General features: G+C 64.9%; 20 protein-coding genes. 11 read left to right on the top strand and 9 right to left on the bottom strand.

The window, feature by feature from the left end:
* Positions 1-2: 2 nt before the first annotated feature.
* The 3 genes from BMG03_RS16365 to trpS form a co-directional block, all read right to left on the bottom strand.
* Positions 3-1,358, bottom strand: a complete 1,356-nt coding sequence (locus tag BMG03_RS16365; protein ID WP_075774330.1) for a glutamine synthetase family protein — start codon at positions 1,356-1,358, stop codon at positions 3-5.
* 12 nt (positions 1,359-1,370) lie between these two features.
* Positions 1,371-2,069 (bottom strand): type 1 glutamine amidotransferase, encoded by a 699-nt coding sequence (locus BMG03_RS16360; RefSeq protein ID WP_075774097.1) that lies wholly within the window; start codon positions 2,067-2,069, stop codon positions 1,371-1,373.
* A gap of 285 nt (positions 2,070-2,354) precedes the next feature.
* Positions 2,355-3,395: a tryptophan--tRNA ligase gene (gene trpS, locus BMG03_RS16355; RefSeq protein ID WP_075774098.1), complete on the bottom strand. Its 1,041-nt coding sequence runs from the start codon at positions 3,393-3,395 to the stop codon at positions 2,355-2,357.
* 128 nt (positions 3,396-3,523) lie between these two features.
* On the opposite strand from trpS, the gene BMG03_RS16350 reads away from it, so the two are divergent.
* Positions 3,524-4,210, top strand: a complete 687-nt coding sequence (locus tag BMG03_RS16350; protein WP_075774099.1) for a rhomboid family intramembrane serine protease — start codon at positions 3,524-3,526, stop codon at positions 4,208-4,210.
* Positions 4,211-4,372: 162 nt separating this feature from the next.
* Here the strand turns inward: BMG03_RS16350 and murJ are convergent, their stop codons facing one another.
* The 3 genes from murJ to BMG03_RS16335 are packed head-to-tail and all read right to left on the bottom strand — an operon-like array spanning position 4,373 to position 9,924.
* A complete protein-coding gene (gene murJ / locus BMG03_RS16345; RefSeq protein WP_075774100.1) occupies positions 4,373-5,926 on the bottom strand; it encodes a murein biosynthesis integral membrane protein MurJ in 1,554 nt (517 codons plus the stop codon).
* Between the two features lies 1 nt (position 5,927).
* A complete protein-coding gene (locus tag BMG03_RS16340; RefSeq protein WP_075774101.1) occupies positions 5,928-8,690 on the bottom strand; it encodes a [protein-PII] uridylyltransferase in 2,763 nt (920 codons plus the stop codon).
* Positions 8,691-8,748: 58 nt separating this feature from the next.
* A complete protein-coding gene (locus tag BMG03_RS16335) occupies positions 8,749-9,924 on the bottom strand; it encodes a penicillin-binding protein activator (protein ID WP_075774102.1) in 1,176 nt (391 codons plus the stop codon).
* Positions 9,925-10,112: 188 nt separating this feature from the next.
* Here BMG03_RS16335 and rsmI point away from each other — a divergent pair, with 188 nt between their 5' ends.
* The 4 genes from rsmI to BMG03_RS16315 all read left to right on the top strand — a co-directional run bounded on the left by rsmI (position 10,113) and on the right by BMG03_RS16315 (position 13,250).
* Positions 10,113-10,964 (top strand): 16S rRNA (cytidine(1402)-2'-O)-methyltransferase, encoded by an 852-nt coding sequence (gene rsmI, locus BMG03_RS16330; RefSeq protein WP_075774331.1) that lies wholly within the window; start codon positions 10,113-10,115, stop codon positions 10,962-10,964.
* Positions 10,961-11,326, top strand: coding sequence for a YraN family protein (locus BMG03_RS16325; RefSeq protein WP_075774103.1), 366 nt, complete (start codon positions 10,961-10,963; stop codon positions 11,324-11,326). The genes rsmI and BMG03_RS16325 overlap by 4 nt, the downstream gene beginning before the upstream one ends.
* Before the next feature lie 72 nt (positions 11,327-11,398).
* Positions 11,399-12,340 carry a glutathione synthase gene (gshB, locus tag BMG03_RS16320; protein ID WP_075774104.1) on the top strand — a complete coding sequence of 314 codons (942 nt, stop codon included), beginning with the start codon at positions 11,399-11,401 and terminating at the stop codon, positions 12,338-12,340.
* Position 12,341: 1 nt separating this feature from the next.
* On the top strand, positions 12,342-13,250 hold the full coding sequence (locus BMG03_RS16315) for an alpha/beta hydrolase (RefSeq protein WP_075774105.1): 909 nt from the start codon (positions 12,342-12,344) through the stop codon (positions 13,248-13,250).
* Here BMG03_RS16315 and BMG03_RS16310 read toward each other — a convergent pair.
* Positions 13,231-14,742 (bottom strand): YifB family Mg chelatase-like AAA ATPase, encoded by a 1,512-nt coding sequence (locus BMG03_RS16310; protein WP_075774106.1) that lies wholly within the window; start codon positions 14,740-14,742, stop codon positions 13,231-13,233. The two genes, BMG03_RS16315 and BMG03_RS16310, sit on opposite strands and share 20 nt — an antisense overlap.
* A gap of 467 nt (positions 14,743-15,209) precedes the next feature.
* On the opposite strand from BMG03_RS16310, the gene BMG03_RS16305 reads away from it, so the two are divergent.
* From BMG03_RS16305 to BMG03_RS16280, 6 genes are all read left to right on the top strand, one after another.
* The gene (locus BMG03_RS16305; RefSeq protein ID WP_075774107.1) at positions 15,210-16,088 is read left to right on the top strand and encodes an RNA polymerase factor sigma-32; all 879 of its coding nucleotides are present in this window, start codon (positions 15,210-15,212) and stop codon (positions 16,086-16,088) included.
* Positions 16,085-16,897 carry a ChaN family lipoprotein gene (locus tag BMG03_RS16300; protein ID WP_075774108.1) on the top strand — a complete coding sequence of 271 codons (813 nt, stop codon included), beginning with the start codon at positions 16,085-16,087 and terminating at the stop codon, positions 16,895-16,897. The genes BMG03_RS16305 and BMG03_RS16300 overlap by 4 nt, the downstream gene beginning before the upstream one ends.
* Before the next feature lie 59 nt (positions 16,898-16,956).
* Positions 16,957-18,165: a bifunctional phosphopantothenoylcysteine decarboxylase/phosphopantothenate--cysteine ligase CoaBC gene (gene coaBC / locus BMG03_RS16295; protein WP_075774109.1), complete on the top strand. Its 1,209-nt coding sequence runs from the start codon at positions 16,957-16,959 to the stop codon at positions 18,163-18,165.
* A 127-nt stretch (positions 18,166-18,292) separates the two neighbouring features.
* Positions 18,293-18,763, top strand: a complete 471-nt coding sequence (gene dut / locus BMG03_RS16290) for a dUTP diphosphatase (protein ID WP_075774110.1) — start codon at positions 18,293-18,295, stop codon at positions 18,761-18,763.
* 3 nt (positions 18,764-18,766) lie between these two features.
* Positions 18,767-19,831, top strand: coding sequence for a HesA/MoeB/ThiF family protein (locus BMG03_RS16285; protein WP_075774111.1), 1,065 nt, complete (start codon positions 18,767-18,769; stop codon positions 19,829-19,831).
* 37 nt (positions 19,832-19,868) lie between these two features.
* Positions 19,869-21,890: a M3 family metallopeptidase gene (locus tag BMG03_RS16280; protein WP_075774112.1), complete on the top strand. Its 2,022-nt coding sequence runs from the start codon at positions 19,869-19,871 to the stop codon at positions 21,888-21,890.
* A 128-nt stretch (positions 21,891-22,018) separates the two neighbouring features.
* On the opposite strand, the gene BMG03_RS16275 is transcribed toward BMG03_RS16280, so the two are convergent.
* Both BMG03_RS16275 and BMG03_RS16270 read right to left on the bottom strand, forming a co-directional pair.
* A complete protein-coding gene (locus BMG03_RS16275) occupies positions 22,019-22,903 on the bottom strand; it encodes a cation diffusion facilitator family transporter (protein ID WP_075774113.1) in 885 nt (294 codons plus the stop codon).
* 48 nt (positions 22,904-22,951) lie between these two features.
* Complete coding sequence (locus BMG03_RS16270) at positions 22,952-23,593, bottom strand: SH3 domain-containing protein (RefSeq protein WP_077701392.1); 642 nt, start codon at positions 23,591-23,593, stop codon at positions 22,952-22,954.
* Between the last annotated feature and the right edge of the window lie 5 nt (positions 23,594-23,598).

Here is a 23,598-nt window from a genome sequence, read left to right as displayed (position 1 = left end):
CATCACACGTTCATCAACAGGTGCTCGCGCTCCCACGGCGAGATCACCTGTAGGAACTCTTTGTATTCGTTGCGCTTCACGGCCTCGTAGACGGCGCAGAATTCCGGCCCCAGCACGTCGCGGATCGGGGCACTTTCCGAGAACAGATCGAGCGCATCGCCCAGATTCACCGGCACGTCTTCGGCCGACATATAGGCGTCGCCCAGGCATTCGGGCTTCGGCATCTGCTTTTCCTTGAGGCCCAGATAAGCGCAAGCGAGCGAGGCCGCGAGCCCGAGATAGGGGTTGCAGTCCATTCCCGCGAGACGGTTCTCGATCCGCCGCGCCGCTGGGCCGGAGATCGGCACGCGCAGGCCCGTCGTGCGGTTGTCACGGCCCCATTCAAGATTGATCGGGGCCGCGAAATCCGGGACGTAGCGGCGATAGCTGTTCACGTAGGGCGCCAGCAGCGCGATCACCGCGGGCAGGTGCGTCTGAAGCCCCGCGATGCAATGCAGGAAGGCCTCCGTCTCGCCGCCCTTCTCGTCCGAGAAGATGTTCTCGCCGGTCTTCGTGTCGATCACCGATTGGTGGATATGCATGGCCGAGCCCGGCTCGCCCTCGATCGGCTTCGCCATGAAGGTGGCAAAGCAATCCTGACGCAGGGCGGCCTCGCGGATCAGCCGCTTGAAGTAGAAGATCTGGTCGGCGAGTTCGACCGGGTCGCCATGGGCGAGGTTGATCTCGATCTGCCCGGCACCGCCTTCCTGCAAGATGCCGTCGATCTCGAAACCCTGAAGCTCGGCGAAGTCGTAGATATCGTCGATGACCTTGCCGTATTCATCGACCGCCGACATCGAATAGGCCTGCTTGGCGGCCGCGCGACGACCAGACCGCCCCATCGGCGGGATGATCGGCTGGTTCGGATCCACATTACGTGCAACGAGGAAGAATTCCATTTCGGGGGCGACGACCGGCACCCAGCCCTCGGCCTCGTAAAGCGAAAGCACACGCTTGAGCACGTTGCGTGGGGCGATCGGCACCGGGTTGCCCTGCTGGTCCTCGACGTCGTGGATGATCTGCAAGGTCCAGTCCGCCGTCCAGGGCGCGGCCGTCGCGGTCGAGAAATCGGGCGTCAGGATCATGTCCGGCTCGGTGAAGGCGCCCGAGGGGTTGTCAGTCCACTCGCCGGTGATCGTCTGCAGGAAGATCGAGTTCGGCAGGAAGAAGCGATCCTGGAACTTGAATTTCGACGCGGGCATCGCCTTGCCGCGCGCGACCCCTGCTATATCGGCGACAATGCATTCAACCTCGTCGAGACGCCGACCCTCGATGTAATCGCGTGCGGCTTGCGGGATGCGGTCGGTCCAGTCCTTCATGTCGCTCATCGGTCAGCTTTCCGGGTGCGCGGGCACCCTTGTCTTGAGGAAGAAATCGGCGATGCGCTCGGCGATCCGGGGCGCGCCGTTGGGCCGGCCCAGCCGCGTGCGGGCCGCCTCCATCAACTCGTCGGGCACGACGCCGCGCCCGCGTGTGTCCATCAACCCTTCCACGAATTCGTCGCGAAACTCGGGATGGGGCTGAACGGTGAAGATCGTGTCGCCATAGGTAAGCGCTGGATAGGCGCAGAAATCATTGCCCGCAATCGGTGTCGCACCCGGCGGCAGCTCGGTCACCTGATCCTGATGCCACGCGTTGAGTGCGATCACCTCGCCGCCGAAATCGTAATCCTGCGGGCCTACGGCCCAGCCGCCGGAGAATTTCTCGACCTTGCCGCCAAGCGCCTGCGCGATGATTTGGTGGCCGAAACAGATGCCAACCATCGGCACCTTCTCGGCATGGGCGTCGCGGATGAACGTCTCGAGTGGCTTGATGAAGGGATGATCCTCGTAGGCGCCGTGACGGGAGCCGGTGATCAGCCAGCCGTCGCATTCATGCACGTCTTTCGGGAAGTGCATATGCTCGACGTCGTAGCGTTGGAATTCGAGGCCGCGCCCGGCGAGCAGGGCTTCGAACATGTCGGGATAATCGCCCGCCTTGTCGCGCAGAACGTCGGGGGATTGGCCGGTTTGGAGAATGCCGATACGCATGGGAGGTCCGCTCGTAAGCTCTTGTTGACGAAGCGTAGTGCGGGCCGTGAGCGGCGGCAAGGGGGGCGCGGCTGGTTCGCCGGATCGCGACCGGAAGGCGCGAAGGGGGGCTCCGCCCCCGGCGCGTGCGCGCCTCCCCCGCGATATTTCCATCAAGAGGAAGATCCGTTTCGGCTTGGGCGAAATATCCCGGGGGGAGGGCGATAGCCCGAGGGGGCAGCGCCCCCTCTTCCTTTGGTTTTGTCGCTCTCCGGCGACCGGGGGCAGAGCCCCCGTTCTCGACGCTTAACGCGAGCGGATCATTCCCATGATCTCGAGCGTCTGGCCCAGGATCGGCTGCGCGATCTCGTCGGCCCGGTTTGCGCCATCGCCCAGGATATTGTCGATCTCGCAAGGGTCGTTCATCAGCCGGGTCATCTCGTCCGAGATCGGGGCGAGCTTCGCGACTGCGAGCTCCGCCAGCGCCGGTTTGAACTTGCCGAAGCCCTCGCCGCCATATTCGCCCAGCACTTGGGTCGGCGTCATGTCGGCCAGCGCGGCGTAGATGTTCACGAGGTTGCGCGCCTCGGCTCGGTCCTTGAGCCCCTCGATCTCGGAGGGCAGGGGCTCGGGGTCGGTCACGGCCTTGCGAATCTTCTTGGCGATCGTGTCGGCATCGTCGGTCAGGTTGATGCGGCTCGCGTCCGAGGGGTCGGATTTCGACATCTTCTTGGTGCCGTCGCGCAGGGACATCACCCGGGTAGCGGCGCCTTCGATCAGCGGCTCGGGGGAGGGAAAGAACTCGGTCCCGTAGTCGTGGTTGAACTTGGCCGCAATGTCGCGGGTCAATTCGACGTGCTGCTTCTGATCCTCGCCCACCGGCACCATCGTCGCGTGATATAGCAGGATGTCGGCGGCCATCAGGGCGGGATAGGCATAGAGGCCCAGCGAGGCCTTCTCGGCATTCTTGCCCGCCTTGTCCTTGAACTGGGTCATCCGGTTCATCCAGCCCAGACGCGCGACGCAGTTCAGCGCCCAGGCCAGTTCGGCATGGGCCGACACTTGCGATTGGTTGAACAGGATCGAGCGTTTCGGGTCGACGCCCGAGGCGATGAAGGCGGCAGCTGCCTCGCGGGTGTTGCGGCGCAGCGCCTCGGGCTCTTGCCAGACCGTGATCGCGTGTAGGTCGACGAGGCAGTAGATCGTCTCGATTCCTTCGTCCTGCTTCTGGGCGAAGCGCTTGAGCGCGCCCAGATAGTTGCCCAGCGTAAGCCCGCCCGAGGGCTGGATGCCGGAGAAGATCCGCGGTTTGAAATTGGCGTTGAGGGGTTGCGCTTGCTCGCTCATCTGATGCTCCTGATCTGCGGGGGGTGGAAGCCCGCCATTGAGGATCTCCCGGGGTGGAAATCCGCTCTCCGCTCGCTTATCGCTAAAGCGCAAAGGGCGCAACTGAGCCCGCGAGCAGGAGACCATTAATGCGCGACGGCTATGACGAACACCCGATGAACCCGCTGCCGCCAGTGGTCTGGCTTCTGGCGCTGCCGATCATCGCGACGGAGCTGTTCTTCGCGATGGGCCAGTCGGGGCTGATCGGCGGGGCGCAGGCGGCGGGCTGGCGGCTCGACGCGCTGCAGAAATTCGCCTTCTCGCCGCAGGTGATGCGCGCGATGGTCCAGACCGGGCAATATCCGCCGGAGCAGATGATGCGAATTCTGACCTATCCGTTCGTCAACGCTTCGGTGACTCAGGCGATCTTCGTGCTCGTGTTCCTCTTGGCGCTGGGCAAGATGGTGGGCGAGGTGTTCTCGGGCCTCGCCGTGGCGATCGTCTTCTTCGGGGCGACGATCCTTGGCGCGCTTGTCTATGCGGCGCTGCCCTTTACGCAGATCGGGCTCTATGGCGGCTATCCCGGCGATTACGGGCTGATCGGGGCGTTCACATGGATTCTGTGGACGCGACTGGGGCAGGAAAATGCGAACCAGTTCCGGGCCTTCTCGTTGATCGGCGCACTGATGGGCATTCAGCTGCTGTTTGCGATGATCTTCGGCGCGCGGCCCGACTGGATCGCGGATATCGTCGGGTTCGTGGCAGGCTTCGTGCTGAGCTTCTTCGTGGCGCCCGGCGGAATGCAGCGGACGTTGCAGCGGCTGCGGCGTCGGTGAGCCTTCCTGGCCAGGGGCGACTAGCCCCGGGCCGCGCCCGACCCTCCCACCGGGAGGGCGCATTGGCGAAGTCGGCGCAGGCATTAGCGGCCGTCGGGCATGAGAGATAAAGCGCCCAGCGAGAGACGGATTAAAGTGCCACCCAAGGGTCGGGCGCGGCCCTTACGCCCCGCCCGGACCGCGCCGCATCGCACCTTTCAGATCGGCCATATGCATCGCACCGATCGCGATGGCCGTGCCGAAATAGACGACCATCCCGAACAGCACGAGCCCCAGTAGCGCCAGCGCACGTAGGCCCGGCACGGCGAATGCGCCCGGCACCGCCCAGGTCACCGCCCAGATCGCAGCGCCCATCACCAGCGCCGCGATCACGATGCGGGGCAGGCGGCGGTAGAAACGGTGATCGAAGCTCGCGGCTTCCCCCATCGGGCGTGCGCCGAGCCAAAGCTGCGCGACCATCGCCCAGGCGGCGAGCGTCGTTCCGACGGCCGCCGCAAGGTAGCCGATCACGAAGGACAGCCCGATCGCCAACACCGCATTCACCACCATCGCGACGAGCGCGTAGTTGAACGGCGTGCGCGTGTTCTCGCGGGCGAAATACAAGGGCTGCAGAACCTTTTGCAGCACGAAGGCGGGCAGGCCGAGGCCGTAGATCGCGGTGGCCCAGGCCGTGGCAATGGTGTCCTCGTGGATGAACTGGCCGCGCTCGAACAGGACCGAGACGATGGGCTGGGCTGCCACCAGCAGCGCTACGGCGGGGCCGACGGTGAAGAGGAGCGCGAACTCTCCCGCACGCGAAAAGGAATAGCGGCTGCCGGCCGTGTCGCCGCCGCGCAAGCGACGAGACAGGTCGGGCAGCAGAACCACGCCGATCGCGATGCCCACGACGCCCAGCGGCAACTGATAGAGCCGATCGGCATAGTTCAGCCACGCGATCGCGCCGTCGAAATGCGAGGCGACCTGACGGCCCACCAGCAGGTTCACCTGCACCACGCCGCCCGCGAGCATCGCTGGGATCGCGATCCGAACGAGGCGTTTCATGTCGGGAGAGAGGCGCGGGCGTTTCGGCACGATCTTGTAGCCCGCCCGCCATGCCGCGGCCCAGACCAGCGCCAGTTGCGCCACGCCCGCGACGGGCACGGCCCAGGCCAGCGCATCGCCCACCGGCCAGCCGGCCTGATCGGCCATCAGCATCGCGATGACGAAGGTGACGTTCAGCAGCACGGGTGCCGCGGCGGCAGCGGCGAAGTGACCGGCGGCGTTCAGCACGCCCGACAGAAGCGCGCTGAGCGAGATGAAGAGGATGTAGGGGAAGGCGATCCGGCCATAGCTCGTGGCGATGGCGAACCGCTCATCGCCCGCGAAGCCCGAGGCCATCGCCAGCACCAGCCACGGCATTGCCGCCGAAGCCACCAGTGTCAGCACGATCAGCACCGAGGCCAAGCCGCCCATTGCCTCGCGCGCGAAGCCCTGCGCGTCCTCGCCGCCCTCCAGCTTCTTCGAGAAGATCGGGATGAAGGCGGTGTTGAACGCGCCTTCCGCGAAGAAACGGCGAAACAGGTTCGGTAGCGAGAAGGCCACGAGGAAGGCCTCCGCCACCGGGCCTGCACCGAGATAGGCCGCGATCATCATGTCGCGCGCAAAGCCGAGGATGCGGCTCGCCATGGTCCAGCCGCCCACCGTGAGGAAGCCGCGCACCAGCCGGATTGGTTTCATATTAGTTGCCCGCCCGTTTCGCGCCCGAGGCAATCGCGTCCATCAGCTTCTTCTCGAGAGCTTCCTGGCGCGATTTGGAATGGAGTTTCAGGCCGAACATGTCTTTCACGTAGAAGCTGTCCACGACCTGCGCGCCATAGGTGGCGATCACCGCCGAGGAGATCGAGATATTGTTCGATGCCAGCGCCCGGGTCAGGTCGTAGAGAAGGCCGGGCCGGTCGCGGGTATCGACTTCGATGATCGTGTAGATATCCGATCCCTCGTTGTCGATGGTGATATGGGTCGGGAACTTGAATTCGCGCTCACGCTTCTTGAGCTTGTCGCGATCCTTGAGCGCCTCGCGGGCGACGACCTCGCCTTTCAGCGTCTTCTCGATCATCCCGCGCAGGCGGGTCAGTTTCGAGGCCTCGTAGGGATGGCCCTCGGCATCCTGAACCCAGAAGACGGCGGTCGCGTAGCCGTCCTTCGAGGTATAGGTGCGCGCATCGACCACGTTCGCGCCGACCAGCGCCAGCGCGCCGGAGAGCCGGGAGAAGATGCCGGGGTGATCGGCGAGAGCGAAGCTGACGCGGGTCGCGTCGTGATCGTCATCGGGATGCAGGTCGATACGGATCTCGTTATCGCCCAGATCGCGCAGCAGCCGCGCGAAGATCTCGTGATTGACCGTGGCGAGCGCCTGCCAGTAGGGCGGGTAATGGCGGGCGAGCTCGGCGCGGATGCGGGTCTTGTCCCAGTCGTCCTGCGCCTCCAGCACTTCGCGCAGGGCACGTTTGGCCTCGTCGGTACGCTGCTCGCGATTGACCGCTTCCAGCCCGTGCTCCAACGCCATCGCGGTCTCGGAATGCAGCTTGCGCAGCAGCGTCGCTTTCCAGTTGTTCCACACGTTCGGGCCGACGCCGCGAATGTCACAGACCGTCAGCACCGTCAGCAGGTCGAGTCGCTTGCGCGACTTCACGCGCTTGGCGAAATCGCGGATCGTGCGCGGGTCCGACAGGTCGCGTTTCTGCGCCACGTCGGACATCAGAAGGTGATGGCGCACCAGCCATTCGACGGTGTCGCATTCCTCTGGGTTCAACCCCAGCCGCGGCGCTACCTTGCGGGCGATCTTCGCGCCGAGGATCGAGTGATCTTCGGGGCGTCCCTTGCCGATGTCATGCACCAGCAGCGCGACATAGAGAACCTTGCGATTGATGCCTTCTTCGAGAATATGCGACGAGAGCGGCAGATCCTCCACCAGCTCCTTGCGCTCGATCTGTGCCAGCGTCGAGACGACCTGTATCGTGTGCTCATCCACGGTGTAGCTGTGATACATGTTGAACTGCATCATCGCGACAATCGGCTCGAATTCGGGGATGAAGGCGGCCAGCACGCCCAGCTCGTTCATCCGGCGCAGCGCGCGTTCCGGGTTGCCGTGCTTCAGGAGCAGATCGAGGAAAATACGCTGCGCCTCGCGATTGGTGCGCACCTTGTCGTCGATCAGGTCTAGATTGGCCGAGACGAGCCGCATCGCGTCAGGGTGGATCAGCATCCCCGAGCGCAGCCCCTCTTCGAAGAGGCGCAGCAGGTTGACCGGATCGGAGAGGAAGGCCTTCTCGTCGGCCACGTTGATGCGTCCGTTCTCTTCGCAATAGGGGGCCTTCAGCTTGCGTCGCCGGCGGAAAATCCGCGTCAGCATCGGCGCGCTTTTGACGTGCTGCGCTTCGAGCTTGGTCAGGAAGATGCGGGTCACGTCGCCCACGGCGGTCGCGTGGCGGAAGTAATCCTGCATGAAGACCTCTACCGCGCGGCGGCCCGCCAGATCGCGATAGCCCATGCGCTCGGCCACCTCGACCTGCATGTCGAAGGTCAGCTGATCCGAAGCGCGGCCGGAGATCAGATGCAGGTGACAACGCACCGCCCAGAGGTAATTCTCGGCCTCGTGGAAGGTCTCGTATTCCTCGGGCGAAAATGCCCCGATCTCCATCAATTCGCGGGCGCGGCCCACATGATGGATGTATTTGCCGATCCAGTAGAGGGTCTGCAGGTCGCGCAGGCCCCCCTTGCCCTCTTTCACGTTCGGTTCGAGCACGTAGCGCTGCCCGCCCTGCCGGCGGTGGCGTTGCGAGCGTTCCTCAAGCTTGGCCTCGATGAACTCGGCCTCGGTCCCCTCGAAAAGGTCGTGGTGAAGGCGCAGCGACAGCGCCTCGGCCAGCTTATCGTCGCCGCCGACGCAGCGATGCTCCAGAAGTGCGGTGCGGATCGTGATGTCCTCGCGCCCGAGCCGGATGCAATCGTCGAGCGTCCGAGACGAATGACCGACCTTCAGCTTCAGATCCCAGAGCATGTAGAGCATCGACTCGATGACGCTCTCGGCCCAGGGGGTGACCTTGTAAGGGGTGAGGAAGAGCAGATCGACATCGGAATGTGGCGCCATCTCGGCGCGGCCATAGCCGCCCACGGCGAGCACCGCGAAACGCTCTGCCTCGGTGCGGATGCCGCTTGGATGCAGACGCGTCGTCGCGATGCGCAGCACCGACCGGACGATCCCGTCCGTCATCTGGGCATAGGCTTCGACCGTGTCGCGCGCCGCGCGCGGGTGCCTCTCGAAATCAGCCTCGATCGCAGCGGTGGCGGCGCGGCGCTCCTCGGTGAGGAAGTTCACCGTCGCGGTCCGGATGTCCTTGGGATCGCTTGCACCGGAGGTTGCGGCGTCGAGCGCGTCGAACAGACGCTGCTGATCCAGAAGGAGGGGCGCCCCGGTCGATGCCGGGGCGGTTTCTGTCATGCTGGTCACTGCGCGATCTCGTCCCTTTGCGGGCCCTTTCCTGTAGCGGCGCTCCGGATCAGAAGCCGAAACCGCCGAAGTTGCGCGGCGCCGGATCGATCACGACCGCCTGCCCGTTGCGGACCTGAGCTACGGCGAGTGCGCGCTCGTTGGTGCCGTCGGGCAGGAGCCGGAAGACGCCGTTGACGCCCACGAAGCCCGAACGCTGGGTCAGGCCCTGCTTGGTCAGCGCGTTCGGATTGCCCGATTTCACCAGCGCGCCGATCGCCGCGACCCCGTCATAGGCGAGGCCCGCGATCGGGTGGGGCGCTTGCCCGTAAGCGGCGGTGTAGCGCGACACGAACTGCTGTTGCAGCGCCGGGTCGGGCTCGGCGAACCATCCACCTTGGGTGCCCGGAAGCGACAGGGTCGCCGGCGGGATATCCCAACGGGTCAGGCCGATATATTGCGTGGTCTGCGGGGTCACTCCCTGCTCGCCCATCAGCTGCGTGAGCAGCGGGAGCGCGCCTGCGGTATCGGCGGTCAGGAACAGCGCATCGACGTCGCCGGACTTCACGCGGCTTGCGATCTGCGGCGTCGCATCGACCACGCCCTGCTGCGAGAACGGGTAGGAGGCCACGCCCGCGAGCGAAGCGCCCGACCGTGCGATCGCCGTCTGGATCGCCTGCGCGCCGATTTCGCCTGCCGTGGTCTGCTCATGCACGACCATGATCCGCTGCTTGCCCTGACGCGCGGCGAAGCTCACGAGGCGGTTGGCGGTGTTCTGGAAGGTCGGGCCGAGCACGAAGACATTGCCGCCCGCGACGTTGGTATTGTTCGAAAACGCAAGCACGTTGATGTTGCGCGAGGCCACCGCAAGACCCGCCGCATTCGCCGATTGCGCATAGACGGGGCCGAGGATGACCTTCGCGCCCTCGTCGGCAGCCTTGGTCGCCATCGCGGCGGCCTGCTGCGGATTGCCCGCGGTGTTGTAGACCTGCAGGTCAATGCGGGTGCCCTTCAGGTCCTGGATCGCGAGATTGGCCGCATTCTGCAGAGCCCGTGCGAGAGTCTCATCGCCCGCATTTCCCGACCCCGACGGGACGAGAAGCGCGACCTTGACAGGTGCGCTGCTGTCGATCTTCTGGCCGGAATTGCCCATCGGCCCCGGCTGACAGGCCGCGAGCCAGACCAGAGCAAGGAGGGCTGCGATTCGCGCAGCGAGGGCGCGGGGGTTACGAATGAGATTAAACATGATACGTCCTTTTGGGCGTTGGCGTCCGGTCCGGGCACTGAAGCAAAGCCTGCGAACCGCGATCGGATGACGCGATCGAGACTACGCACAAGCAGGCGTGAAGTAAACGATCCACACAAGTGATGAGGCGGGCGATGGGCGAGGGTGTTGTATCTGATGCAAACGCGCAAAATGGCGGAACCAAGAGGGTGCCTGCGCCGTTAAGCCCGGGGCTTCATTTCATCGCCACGCCGATCGGAGCGGCCCGCGACATCACGCTGCGCGCCCTAGATATGTTGCGCGCCGCCGATGTTCTGGCGGCCGAGGATACCCGCAGCCTGCGGCACCTGATGGAGATTCACGGAGTACCGCTCAACGGGCGCCAGGTGCTCGCCTATCATGACCATAACGGTGCCGCGATGCGGCCGAAAATCCTTGCCGCGCTCGAGGCCGGGAAGTCGGTGGTTTATGCCTCCGAAGCGGGCACGCCGCTGGTCGCCGACCCCGGCTATCAGCTCGGCCGCGCGGTGATCGAGGCCGGGCTGCCGCTCTACAGTGCGCCGGGCCCCTCAGCGGTGCTGACGGCGCTGACGCTCTCGGGCTTGCCGACGGATCGCTTCCTCTTCGCCGGGTTCGCGCCGAACAGTAAAGGCGCGCGGCGGAATTGGCTCGCCGAGTTCAAGGAAATTCCCGCGACACTGGTTTTTTATGAAAGCCCCAAACGCATTAGGGAAATGTTAGCTGACGCGGCCCATAGTCTGGGAAAGGAGAGACAAGCGGCGCTGTGCCGGGAACTGACGAAGCGGTTCGAAGAGGTGCGCCGGGGCACGCTGGAAGAACTTGCGGCAGGCGTGGCTGATGCGCCGATCAAGGGAGAGATCGTGGTGGTGGTCGACAGGCCGCACGCGGTCGAAGTCGATGATGCGGAACTGGAGCGCCGGTTGAGCGCCGCGCTCGAGCGGGAGTCGCTTCGCGATGCGGTCGATGCCGTCGTGGGCGCGACCGGTTTGCCGCGACGCAAGGTCTATCAGGCCGCTCTGGCTATGGAGAAGAAGAAATGAGTGGATCGCTGTCGTATCATTCGGGTCTCGCCGCCGAAGAACAGGTGATGCTGCATTACGAGAGAGAAGGCCGCGCGGTGTCGGAACATCGCTGGCGCGGCAAATATGGCGGCGAGATCGATTTGATCGCGCGCGAGGGCGACACCTTGATCTTCATCGAAGTGAAGAAATCGCGGAGCCATGCCCGTGCTGCCGAACGTCTTTCGCAACGTCAGATGCGCCGAATCTGCGTTTCGGTCGAAGAATACCTGATGCGCCATCCGGCTCCGGCCAACTGCAATCGCAAGGTTCGGTTCGATCTCGCGCTGGTCAATGAGATCGGGGAGATCAAGGTTCTGGAGAACGCCTATTTCGGAATGTGACCGGCCGATGGGTTGAGGTTGCATCCGGGCGCGCCACATTGCATCAAGATTGCACTGAAACAGGGGGCGCGGATGGGTTTGAAAGTTGCGATCCAGATGGATCCGATCGAAGCGGTCAATATCGAGGCTGACAGCACGTTTCGGATCGCCGAAGAAGCGCAGGCTCGTGGACATGAGCTGTTCTATTACACGCCGGGCCGTCTGATTTATCGCGAGGGTCGCGTTTATGCACGTGGTTGGCCGCTCACGGTGCGCCGCGAGAAGGGCAATCACTTCTCGTTGGGCGAAGAGGCCGAGATCGATCTGGGGGATTGGGACGTCGTCTGGCTACGGCAGGATCCACCCTTTGACATGGGTTACATCACCACGACGCATCTGCTGGATCGGATTCATCCCGAGACGCTTGTGGTGAACGATCCTTTCTGGGTTCGCAATTCGCCCGAGAAGCTACTCGTTCTCGACTTCCCCGACCTGACGCCGCCGACATTGATTGCGCGCGACCTCGAGGCCATCCGGGCCTTCAAGGCCGAGCATGGCGATATCATCCTCAAGCCGCTTTATGGCAACGGGGGGGCGGGGGTGTTTCGGCTCGATCCGAACGACCGCAACCTGTCGTCGCTGCATGAGCTTTTCATCGGCATCAACAACGAGCCGTTGATCGCGCAGAAATTCCTGCCCGCGGTGTCGAAGGGCGACAAGCGGATCATTCTTGTCGATGGCGAGCCCGTGGGCGCGATCAATCGGGTGCCTGCGGAAGGTGAGACGCGGTCGAACATGCATGTCGGCGGCCGGCCCGAAAAGGTCGAGCTGACCGCGCGCGATCGAGAAATCTGTGCGCGGATCGGTCCGCATCTGCGCGAGAAGGGTCAGATTTTCGTCGGAATCGATGTGATCGGCGATTGGCTGACCGAAATCAACGTGACTTCGCCCACCGGAATTCAGGAGCTCGAACGGTTCGACGGCGTGAATATCACCGCCCGGATCTGGGAGGCGATCGAAGCGAAACGGAGCTGATATGTCGATCCGTCTGGTTTTACTCAATCTCTGGCTGCGCGCTTTCGCAAAACCGATGGTGCGCAGGTTCCACGGCCCTGCGCAAATGCGGCGCGGGACCGAGAGATTGGCCAGTTGGATCGTGCGCGAGCCCACGGAGATATGTCGTCTGCAAATCAGGCTGGCCGGGCGTGATGCGCTGTCGTTGCGCGCGGGACAATGCGTGGCCGGGCGCGTCATTCTCTATCTTCACGGCGGTGGTTACGTCACCGGCTCCCCTTGGATGTATCGCGGTCTCACCGGGCGCTTGGCGAAGCTGAGCGGCCTCGAGGTGATCGTGCCGGATTACCGCCTCGCGCCCGAAGCGCCGGTGGGCGCCGCGCTCGAGGATGCGACGGCGGCTTTCGACGCGCTTGTTGAAACCGGGTATGATCCTAGCGCGATCGTGCTCGCAGGCGACAGCGCGGGGGGCGGCTTGGCGGTGGCGCTTCTCAGCGCCCTGTGCCAGCGCGGCACGCCGCCTGCCGGGGTGATCGCTTTGTCCCCCTGGACGGATTTGACCTGTTCGGGCGAGAGCCTCCGCCTCAACGCTTCTAAAGATGCAATGCTGCCGGTCGAGCGTCTTGGCGACACCTGCGAAATGGTTCTGCGCGGCCATGACCCGACCGATCCGCGCTTCTCGCCGCTTTTCGCGGAATTTCCCGATCCGCCACCGGTGCTGATCCAGCATTCGATGGCCGAAATCCTGTGTGACGACTCGCTGCGCGTGGCCGAAAGGCTGCGCGATTTCGGTACGGATGTCACCGTGCAGAGCTGGCCCGACACGCCGCATGTCTGGCATTTCTTCGACGGTCGGATTCCCGAGGCGCGCGAGGCGCTGGAAGACGCGGCCGCCGCGGCGCGCAAGATGCTCAACCTGCCACAGCGCTGAGGCGATAGCTCAACGCCTCCGCGATATGTGGCTTGCGCACCTTATCGGCGTGATCGAGATCGGCGATCGTGCGTGCGACCCGCAAGACGCGGTGGTAGCCGCGCGCCGAGAGCTCGACCCGTTCCGCCATCCGCGCCAGAAGATCGCGTCCCTCGGTATCCGGCGTTGCGATATCTTCGAGCAACCGTCCTTCGACTTCGGCGTTGACGCGGATTTCCGGGTGATCCGCGAAGCGTTGGGCCTGCCGCTCGCGTGCGTCAGCGACGCGCGCCGCCACTTCTGTGGAGCTGTCGCCGGTGGCGGGCAGGTCGAGATCGGCATAGCGCACCGGGGGCACCTCGATGCGCAGATCGAACCGATCCATCAGCGGTCCTGAAATTCGGCCCAGATAGTCGTCACCACAGCCGGGAGCGCGGGGGCATGCGCGTTCGGCATCGCCGAGATAGCCGCATTTGCAGGGGTTCGCGGCGGCGATCAACAGGAAGCGGCAGGGGTAGCGCGTATGGGCGTTGGCGCGCGAGACGACGACTTCTCCGGTCTCGATCGGTTGGCGCAGAGTCTCCAGCACGGCGCGGGGGAATTCGGGGAACTCGTCCATGAACAGGACGCCGTTATGGGCGAGGCTGACCTCGCCGGGGCGTGCGCCGCGCCCGCCTCCGATCATCGCCGCCATCGACGCGGTATGGTGCGGTTCGCGGAAGGGGCGGGTGCGCGAGATGCCGCCCTCGGCCAGCAGGCCCGAAAGCGACTGGATCATCGAGGTTTCCAGCATCTCCTCGGGGCGCATCTCGGGCAGGATAGAGGCCAGCCGCGCGGCCAGCATGGATTTGCCCGAGCCGGGCGTGCCGATCATCATCAGGTGATGGCGTCCGGCAGCGGCGATTTCCAGCGCGCGTTTCGCCCGCTCCTGACCCTTCACGTCACGCAGGTCGCGTGGATGCGCGATCGCTTCGATCAGACCCGGTCGCGCAGGCTCCAGCGGGAGGCGACCGCTGAGATGGTCGATTGCGCCGCCGAGCGTCTCCGGCGCCGTTACATCGGTCGCGCCGACCCAGGCGGCCTCTGCGCCGGAGCCTTTCGGGCAGATCAGCCCCTTGTCCGCTGCGGCAGCCGCCATCGCGGCGGGTAGGGCGCCCGCGACCGGCAGCAGTCGTCCGTCGAGCGATAGTTCTCCCACCGCGACCAGTGCCTCGATACGGTCGCGGGGCACCACGCCAATGGCGCCCAGCAGCGACAGGGCGATGGGCAGATCGAAATGCGAGCCCTCTTTCGGCAGGTCCGCGGGCGAAAGGTTCACGGTGATCTTCTGCATCGGCAGTGCGATCCCCAGCGCGCCGAGCGCCGCGCGCACCCGCTCGCGCGCCTCGGAGACCGCCTTGTCGGGCAGACCCACGACCGCGAAGCCGGGCATGCCTTCGGAGAGCGCGCATTGCACCTCCACGAGGCGGGCTTCCACCCCCTCGAACGCCACCGTGTAGCTCTGGCTGACCATCGGTTCTCCCACGCCTCCTCGTCGATGGGTAGCGCGATCATGGTTTAGGATTGGTTAACGGTCGCCGAGGCCGAGAGGCGGCACCCGAACCTCGACTCAGGGGCGAAAGGCGCCTGGGGGAAAGCTGCCGAAATCTCCACGAGAACCTGCATTTTCTGCATATCCGCACAGCGCTCGCTTCAATTTCGCGCACAAGATCAACGCGTTGCGTTACAGTTTCTCAAGTGTCCGTGAGCAGGCTTATGATATGTCGTGCTCAAGAAGGAGTGATGGTCCTTCCGTAGGGGTATGAATTTCTTTCATTTTTCGCTTGAAAACGTCGTCAAGTGCGCCACGCGCACAAAGTTTCAAGCAAAATTCAACATTTCCGTGAGGAACTAATTCATGTCATTCGCATTGGGTGGGCAAAGCAGCCACCCAATTCAAGGTTGCGCCGGTTTGGGCTGGACACCCCAGGGAGATTGTAAATGGCACTTGATGGTATGACCGATGAAACCCTGCCACGCCAAGCGATGCGGGCAGAGTTCCTGGACGCTGACACCGAAGCAGAACTGGCGCGCGCGTGGCGCGATCATCGGGATGAGCAGGCCCTCCATCGACTTGTAACCGCTTACATGCGCCTGGCGATTTCGATGGCGTCGAAGTTCCGCCGCTACGGCGCCCCGATGAACGATCTCATTCAGGAAGCGTCACTTGGTCTGATGAAGGCCGCCGACAAGTTCGATCCGGAACGCGGCGTGCGCTTCTCGACCTATGCCGTGTGGTGGATCAAGGCCTCGATCCAGGAATTCGTAATGCGGAACTGGTCGATGGTGCGCACCGGGTCCACCTCGTCGCAAAAAGCGCTGTTCTTCAACATGCGCCGCGTTCAGGCTCAGTTGACCCGCGAGGCGCAGCAAGAGGGCGAGCAGCTCGACGCGATGCAGCTGCGGCAGCGCGTGGCCGAGGTGATCGGCGTGCCGCTTGCCGACGTCGAGATGATGGAGGGCCGCCTGTCCGGCTCCGACTTCTCGCTCAACGCGACGCAGTCCAGCGAAGACGAAGGCCGCGAATGGGTCGACACACTGGAAGATGACGGCGCGAGCCCGGAGGAAACCGTGGCCGACACCCATGACGGCCAGACGATGAAAGTCTGGTTGGGCGAGGCGATGGAGCGACTGACCGACCGCGAAGCCTACATCGTCCGCGAGCGTCGCCTGATCGACGAGCCGCGCACTTTGGAAAGCCTCGGTGAAGAATTGGGTCTTTCGAAAGAGCGCATTCGTCAGCTCGAAGCGCAGGCCTTCGGCAAGATGCGCAAATCGCTTGAAACGCATCAGGGCGAGGTGCAAAGCTTCTTTATATGAGGAAGTTTCTCGCCGCGATCTGCCTGCTGTCGCTGACAGGTTCCGCTCAAGCTGCGGAAATATCGCCCGACCAGCTCGATACGCTTTCGGGCGATATTGTCGTTCTGGGCGAGATTCACGACAACGCCACCCATCACCTCAATCAGGCGCGGGCGATCAAGGCGCTGAAACCCGCCGCTGTGGTGTTCGAGCAGTTGACGCCCGAGCAGGCCGCGAAGATCACGCCGGCGCTTTTGAAGGACGAGGGGGCGCTGGAAAAGGCGCTGGATTGGAATAACTCGGGCTGGCCCGATTTCGCGATCTACTATCCGATTTTCGAGGCTTTGGGCGATGCGAAAGTCTATGGCGCCGCGCAGCCGCGCGAGACAGTGCGCGCCGCGATGACCAAGCCGCTACCGGAGGTGTTCGGCAAGGGCGCTGCGCGTTACGGGCTCGATCAACCCTATCCCGACGCGTTGCAAGCCAAGCTGGAAGCTCAGTCGCAGGAAGATCATTGTAACGCGCTTCCGGTCGATCTGCTCCCCGGCATGGTCGCCGCGCAACGCTTCCGCGACGCCGCCTTTGCCCGGGTCGCTCTGAAGGCGCTGAAGGAAACCGGCGGCCCGGTCGCGGTGATCACCGGCTCGGGCCATGCCAGAACCGATCTCGCGGTCCCCGCGCTTCTGCGCAAGGCGGACCCGGAGGCGAAGGTCGTGGCGATCGGCCAGATCGAGGCCGAACCGGGTGCCGATCCCGGCCCACAGCCCTATGACGACTGGATCGTCACGCCCCCGACCGAGCGCGCCGATCCCTGCGCCGCGTTCAAGTGATCCTTGCACCAATGCGCCCCGGCGCTTAGACCATCTGAGAGAGTTTCACGGAGAGGCAAATGCTTGCCGGCAAACGCATCCTGTTGATCGTCGGCGGCGGCATCGCCGCCTTCAAGGCGCCCGAGCTGATCCGACTGCTGCGGGGTGCGGGAGCCTCGGTGAGCCCGGTCCTGACCAGGGCCGGCGCCGAGTTCGTGACGCCGCTGACCCTGTCCTCGCTTGCGGGCGAGGCCGTGCATTCCGACCTTTTCGATCTGACGCATGAGGCCGAGATCGGTCATATCCAACTGTCGCGCGCCGCCGATCTGGTCGTCGTCGTGGCGGCCACCGCCGACCTGATGGCGAAGATGGCGCACGGTCTGGCCAATGACCTCGCCTCGACCCTGCTGCTCGCGACGGACAAGCGTGTGCTGATCGCGCCCGCGATGAACGTGCGGATGTGGGAGCATCTCGCAACGCAGCGCAATATCGCGACGCTGAAATCCGACGGCGTGATCTTCGCAGGTCCGACCGAGGGCGACATGGCCTGTGGCGAATACGGCGAGGGCCGGATGATCGAGTCCGAGGCGATCCTCGCGGCGATCGGTGCGGCGCTGTCCGACGGTCCGCTGAAAGGCCGCCATATCCTCGTGACCTCGGGGCCCACCCATGAGCCGATCGACCCGGTGCGCTATATAGCGAACCGCTCCTCGGGCGCGCAGGGCACGGCGATTGCCGCAGCCCTGCGCGACCTCGGCGCGACTGTCACCTTCGTCACCGGTCCCGCGACGGTTGCGCCCCCTGCGGGCGTGAAGGTGATCAAGGTCGAGACCGCTCGCGAAATGCTCGACGCGGTGCAGACCGCGCTGCCTGCCGAGGCCGCGATCTTTGCTGCCGCCGTGGCGGATTGGCGCGTCGCGAACGCGGCCGAGCGGAAGATGAAGAAGGACGGCACCGGCGCGCCGCCCGCGCTGGAATTTGCCGAGAACCCGGACATTCTCGCCACAGTTTCGAAGATGGGCGAGGGCCGCCCGGGTCTCGTGGTTGGCTTCGCCGCCGAGACCCACGATGTCGCGCGCTTTGCGGCGGACAAACGCGCCCGCAAGGGCTGTGACTGGATCGTCGCCAATGACGTGAGTCCCGCGACCGGGATTATGGGCGGCACCGAGAACGCGGTGACGATCATCGACGAGACCGGCGCGGAAAGCTGGGACCGGACGGGCAAGGACGAGGTTGCGCGGCGGTTGGCTGCGCGCATCGCGGCAGCCTTGGGCGCGGCGACGGGGTAAGGGACGCTCCGCGGGGGATATTTATGCCAAGCCGAAGCGAAGCGCCCCTCTTTCGGCTTGGTCCAAATATCCCCGCCGGAGGCATCTGCAATTGACGCCCGCGCGACATCGGGCAGGAGAGGGACACGTGAGCACACCGATCATCAAGGTTCTGCACGAAGACTGGGCCGATCACGAGATCGCCCTGCCGCGCTACGAGACCCACGGCGCCGCCGGGGCCGACCTGCGCGCCAATCTCCCGCCCGAGGATCGCGGGCGCGGCGTCATGCTCGGCCCGATGCAGCGCGCGATCATTCCGACAGGGCTGCGAGTCGAGATCCCCGAAGGGTTCGAGATGCAGATCCGTCCGCGTTCGGGGCTTGCGTACAAACACGGGATCAGCCTGGCCAACACGCCCGGGACGATCGACGCCGATTATCGCGGGCCGCTGGGGGTGCTGCTGATCAACCTCGGCCAAGAGCCCTATCTGATCGAGCATGGGGCACGCATCGCGCAGGCGATCGTCGCGCCGGTGGTGCAGGCGCGCTTCGAGGTCGCCGACACTTTGGGTGACACCGCACGCGGCGCAGGCGGTTTCGGCTCGACCGGCAAGGGCTGAGGCATGCTCGGACTCACTCTCATGGCGGCGATCCTCGGGCTTGGGCTGGTGATGAAAGCGTCTGCCCGTGCGATCTTCGGGATGCTGGTGCTGGTCTGGGCGGCGCTGGTTATCGCGCATCTGCCGATCCCGGGATTTTCTCCCATCGGACGTGTTCTGGGCGGTTCGCTTGCGGGGTGGATTGGCCTCGGTGTCGTGGTCGCGCTGGTGCTGATCTATCGCTGGATGCTTGGGGCGATCCGGACGAGGGCCGAGGCAAAGGAACCGCAGTCGCCAACCGCCAAACCGGGCAGCTTCTCCGAGGCTGAACTGGACCGCTACGCGCGCCACATCATGCTGCGCGAGATCGGCGGGCCGGGGCAGAAGCGGCTCAAACAGGCTAAGGTTCTGGTGGTCGGAGCCGGGGGGCTGGGCTCGCCCGCGCTGCTCTATCTCGCCGCTGCCGGGGTGGGGCGGATAGGTGTCGTGGATGACGATGCCGTCTCGAATTCCAACCTGCAGCGGCAGGTGATCCACCGCGACGCCGATCTCGGAATGCCCAAGGTCTTCTCCGCACAGAAAGCGATGCTGGCGCTCAACCCGCATATCGAGGTGCTGCCCTATAACCGCCGCCTGAGCGCCGAGGATGCCGAAGGGCTGGTTGCAGAATATGACCTCGTCCTCGACGGGACCGACAATTTCGACACCCGCTATCTGGTGAACGCGGCCTGCGTGGCGACAGGCACGCCGTTGATTTCTGGCGCGATCACGCAATGGGAAGGGCAGCTCTCGCTCTATGATCCAGCGAAGGGTGCGCCCTGTTACGCCTGTGTTTTCCCCGAGGCGCCGGCGGCGGGTCTTGCGCCCACCTGCGCCGAAGCGGGGGTGGTCGGCGCGTTGCCGGGCGTTGTGGGCTCGATGATGGCGACCGAGGCGATCAAGGAGATCACCGGCGCGGGGCAATCCGCGCGCGGACGGTTGATGATCTACGACGCCCTCTGGGGCGAGAGCCGTCAGTTCGGCGTGAAGCGGCGCGCCGATTGCGCGGTTTGCGGCGAAGGGCGCGGCGCGGGGGATGGTCAATCCTAAGCGTGCGTCCTAGCTTGCGATGCAAAGGAGACACGCCATGACCAACCCGCTTCTCGCCGACTGGACCGGCCCCTACGAACTGCCGCCCTTCACCGAGATCTCAGATGCCGATTTCGCGCCTGCTTTCGATGCTGCGCTGGCCGAGGCGCGCGCCAATATCGCGGCAATCGCGGACTCGCCCGACGCCCCGACATTCGCCAATACGATCGAGGCGATGGAACTGGCTGAAGAGGCGCTCGAAAAGGTCGCGGGCGTGTTCTACAACCTCGCCGGCGCCGATGCGACGCCCGCGCGGCAGGAGTTGATGCGCGATCTGGCGCCGAAGCTCGCGGCGTTTTCCTCCGAGATCACGATGAACAAGGCGCTGTTTGCGCGGATCGACCAGCTTTGGCAGGACCGCGAGAGCCTCGGACTTGACCCGGAGCAGGACCGGCTTCTGGAGCAATATTATCAGATGTTCACCCGTTCCGGCGCGGCGCTGGAAGGGGCCGAGGCCGAGCGGATGCGCGAGATCAAGCAGCGCTTCGCCTCGATCACCACGCAGTTCAGCCAGAACCTGCTGGCCGACGAGAGCGGGTGGTTCCGCCCGCTGGCCGAGGATGAGCTGGAAGGGCTCCCCGATTTCGTCGTGGATACCGCCCGCGCGGCGGGCAAGGAGCGTGGGCAGGACGGTCCGGTGCTGACGCTCTCGCGCTCTCTGATCGTGCCCTTCCTGCAGTTCTCGCCCAATCGCGAGCTTCGCCGGATCGCCTACGAGGCCTGGGCCGCGCGCGGCGCGAATGGCGGCGAGACCGACAATCGCGAGATCGCCGCCGAGGTGCTCAAGCTGCGCGAGGAACGCGCGAAGCTGCTGGGTTACGAGAGCTTCGCCGCCTACAAGCTGGAGCCCGAGATGGCCAAGACGCCCGAAGCGGTGCGCGGTCTTTTGATGCGGGTCTGGGCACCTGCGAAGGCCGCCGCCGAGGCCGATGCCGCGAAGCTGGCCGAGATGATGCACGCCGACGGGATCAATGGCGATCTGGAGCCGTGGGACTGGCGCTACTATGCCGAGAAGCGCCGCGTGGCAGAGCATGATTTCGACGAGGGACAGATCAAGCCCTATCTCTCGCTCGACGCGATGATCGGTGCGGCCTTCGATACGGCGAACCGGCTCTTCGGGCTGAAGTTCAAGGAGATCGACGGGCCGTTCTATCATGCGGACGTGCGTGGCTGGGAAGTGTCGCGCGGGGGCAAGGTTCTGGCCGTGTTCCTCGGCGACTATTTCGCGCGCGGTTCGAAGCGGTCTGGCGCGTGGTGCTCGGCGATGCGCTCGCAGCGCAAGCTGGGCGGCGCGCCGGTGCCGATCGTGGTGAACGTGTGCAACTTCGCCAAGGGCGATCCGGCGCTTCTGTCGCATGACGACGCACGCACGCTGTTCCACGAATTCGGCCATGCGCTGCACCAGATGCTGTCCAACGTGACCTATCAGTTCCTATCAGGCACCTCGGTCGCACGCGATTTCGTGGAGCTGCCGAGCCAGCTGTACGAGCATTGGCTCGACGTGCCCGAGACGCTCGAAAAACACGCGCGCCACTACAAGACGGGCGAGCCGATGCCGACGGAGCTGCGCGAGAAGCTGAACGGTGCTGCCACTTTCGACCAGGGCTTCTCGACGGTGGAATATCTCGGTTCGGCGCTGGTCGATCTGGCTTTCCACGAGGGTGCGGCCCCGGAAGATCCGATGGCGAAACAAGCCGAGGTGCTTCGCGAGATCGGCATGCCCCACGCGATCCGGATGCGCCACGCGACGCCGCATTTCTCGCATGTCTTCTCGGGCGACGGCTATTCGGCGGGCTATTACAGCTACATGTGGTCCGAGGTGATGGATGCCGATGCGTTCGAGGCCTTCGAGGAAGCGGGCGACGTGTTCGACCCGGAAACGGCGGCGAAACTCGAACGCTTCGTTCTGTCTGCGGGCAATTCGCGGCCGCCGGAGGAACTTTATACCGAGTTCCGGGGCAAGATGCCGGGGGTCGAGCCTCTGCTGAAGGGTCGCGGGCTGCTCGATCCGGCCGCCTGAGCGAGTGGTGATGTCGGAGCCTCCGGCGGGGATATTTGAGGCAGTTGGAAGCAAGACGATCTGCCTTCCTCTTGGCCAAAATATCCCGGGGGGCGGCGCAAGCCGTGGGGGCAGCGCCCCCTCCGCGCTCAGCCCCGATAGACATCCTTATGGATGATGACGTCGGCCTGCGGATAGGCCGCGACAATGGCGCGTTTGAGCGCGGCGCCGATGTCGTGCGCTTCCTCCAGCGTCTGATCCCCGTCGAGTTCGATATGCAGGTTTACGAAGATCTGCGCGCCGGCGGTGCGGGTTTTAAGATCGTGAAAGCCGCGCACATCGGGCCAGTCGCGGGCGATCTTGGCGATGCCTTCGATCACGTCGTCAGGGGCTGCGCGGTCCATCAGGGCGTGCCATGCGCCAATGAAGATCTTCGCCGCGCCGGCTAGCATGATCGCGGCGGCGATCAGGGCGACGATGCTGTCCACGTCGCCCCAGCCAAAGGCATGCGAGAGCCAGAGCGCGAGGATCGCGCCCAGCGTCGGCAGCAGGTCGCCCACATAGTGCAGACGGTCGGCGGCAACGACCTTGTTGCCGGTCGCCTTTGCCACGCGGCCCTGCCACCAGATCAGGCCGAAGGTGATCACCGCAGAGGCGAACATCACCGCGATCCCAAGCCCCTCTGCGGCGAGCGGCGGGGGCGAAGGCGCCATCAGCCGCCGTATCCCGGTGATGCCGATCGTGGCGCCTGCGCCCAGCACGATCAGCGCCTGACCGAGGGCCGCGAGGTCTTCGGCCGAGCTATGCCCGAAAGCGTGATCGTCATCGGCGGGTTTCGCGGCATAGAGGATCGCCAGCAGCCCCGCGCCCGAGATCAGCAGGTCCACCGCGCTATCGGCCAGCGAGGCGCCCACGGAGAGCGCCCCGGTCTGCCACAGCGCCCAGGCCTTTATCGCGACGAGCAGCGCGGCGGTGCCGACCGAGGCCAGACCCGCCGAGGTGTTCATCCGGTGTTCGTTTTCGCTATAGGCCATCGCCGCCGCCTCTACCTTTGCGCCGTTGCTCTAGCGCAGGAGAGCGTCTCAGTCACGGGTCTCGTCGGGGTCGACGCCCCAGATTTCCGTCTTGGGTAACCAGCCATCCGCGCCCGAACCCGAGATTTCGCACCAATCGTGGGTGCAGGCCCCCAGCTGCGCGATCGCTCCGGCCTGCGCCTTGGCAGTGACCGCGGATTTCGGATCGGGACGGGCATGGAGCGAGACCATGTCCTGCATGACGATCACGTTCCGGACGCCCGAGATCAGCGTGTAGTGAATCCAGCCGCCTTGGCCTTCGTTATCCTCGACGCGCCGCCAGTGGCCGAATTCTGCGGTGACTTTCAGCGGCATGCCCGGGTGGGTGAAGACCCAGTCGATCCGGTGCGACAGCGACGGGCCGCGGCGCACATTTCCCTTCGAGCCCTTGAGCGAGACGTAGCGCGGGATCGGCAGGTGGGTGACGGGGCCGCGATGTTGCGGTTTCGACAGTTGCACGTCGGGGCCATTGCCATCGGGTTCGGCCGCGGGCTTCGCTTGGGGCTTGTTGGTCTGGCTGCTTGCAGCCGTCTGAGAGGGTGCCGCGTCGGGTTTCGATTGCGCGCCCGAGGCATTGCCCGACACGCTCCAGACCGCACCCACCAGAATCGCAATTGAGGATACCGCCGCGAGGATTTTGCTGCCCGTCATCATCC

This window comes from Thioclava nitratireducens (genome assembly GCF_001940525.2).
Lineage (GTDB): Bacteria > Pseudomonadota > Alphaproteobacteria > Rhodobacterales > Rhodobacteraceae > Thioclava > Thioclava nitratireducens.
The sequence above is the reverse complement of the archived record's forward strand: the minus strand, read 5'-3'. Positions and strand labels throughout refer to the sequence as shown.

Excerpts from the sequence above, each read along its gene's own strand:
- BMG03_RS16365 (WP_075774330.1), bottom strand. The coding sequence starts at position 1,358 with ATGAAGGACTGGACCGACCGCATCCCGCAAGCCGCACGCGATTACATC.
- BMG03_RS16360 (WP_075774097.1), bottom strand. The coding sequence starts at position 2,069 with ATGCGTATCGGCATTCTCCAAACCGGCCAATCCCCCGACGTTCTGCGC.
- trpS (WP_075774098.1), bottom strand. The coding sequence starts at position 3,395 with ATGAGCGAGCAAGCGCAACCCCTCAACGCCAATTTCAAACCGCGGATC.
- BMG03_RS16350 (WP_075774099.1), top strand. The coding sequence starts at position 3,524 with ATGCGCGACGGCTATGACGAACACCCGATGAACCCGCTGCCGCCAGTG.
- murJ (WP_075774100.1), bottom strand. The coding sequence starts at position 5,926 with ATGAAACCAATCCGGCTGGTGCGCGGCTTCCTCACGGTGGGCGGCTGG.
- BMG03_RS16340 (WP_075774101.1), bottom strand. The coding sequence starts at position 8,690 with ATGACAGAAACCGCCCCGGCATCGACCGGGGCGCCCCTCCTTCTGGAT.
- BMG03_RS16335 (WP_075774102.1), bottom strand. The coding sequence starts at position 9,924 with ATGTTTAATCTCATTCGTAACCCCCGCGCCCTCGCTGCGCGAATCGCA.
- BMG03_RS16325 (WP_075774103.1), top strand. The coding sequence starts at position 10,961 with ATGAGTGGATCGCTGTCGTATCATTCGGGTCTCGCCGCCGAAGAACAG.
- gshB (WP_075774104.1), top strand. The coding sequence starts at position 11,399 with ATGGGTTTGAAAGTTGCGATCCAGATGGATCCGATCGAAGCGGTCAAT.
- BMG03_RS16315 (WP_075774105.1), top strand. The coding sequence starts at position 12,342 with ATGTCGATCCGTCTGGTTTTACTCAATCTCTGGCTGCGCGCTTTCGCA.
- BMG03_RS16310 (WP_075774106.1), bottom strand. The coding sequence starts at position 14,742 with ATGGTCAGCCAGAGCTACACGGTGGCGTTCGAGGGGGTGGAAGCCCGC.
- BMG03_RS16305 (WP_075774107.1), top strand. The coding sequence starts at position 15,210 with ATGGCACTTGATGGTATGACCGATGAAACCCTGCCACGCCAAGCGATG.
- BMG03_RS16300 (WP_075774108.1), top strand. The coding sequence starts at position 16,085 with ATGAGGAAGTTTCTCGCCGCGATCTGCCTGCTGTCGCTGACAGGTTCC.
- coaBC (WP_075774109.1), top strand. The coding sequence starts at position 16,957 with ATGCTTGCCGGCAAACGCATCCTGTTGATCGTCGGCGGCGGCATCGCC.
- BMG03_RS16285 (WP_075774111.1), top strand. The coding sequence starts at position 18,767 with ATGCTCGGACTCACTCTCATGGCGGCGATCCTCGGGCTTGGGCTGGTG.
- BMG03_RS16280 (WP_075774112.1), top strand. The coding sequence starts at position 19,869 with ATGACCAACCCGCTTCTCGCCGACTGGACCGGCCCCTACGAACTGCCG.
- BMG03_RS16275 (WP_075774113.1), bottom strand. The coding sequence starts at position 22,903 with ATGGCCTATAGCGAAAACGAACACCGGATGAACACCTCGGCGGGTCTG.
- BMG03_RS16270 (WP_077701392.1), bottom strand. The coding sequence starts at position 23,593 with ATGACGGGCAGCAAAATCCTCGCGGCGGTATCCTCAATTGCGATTCTG.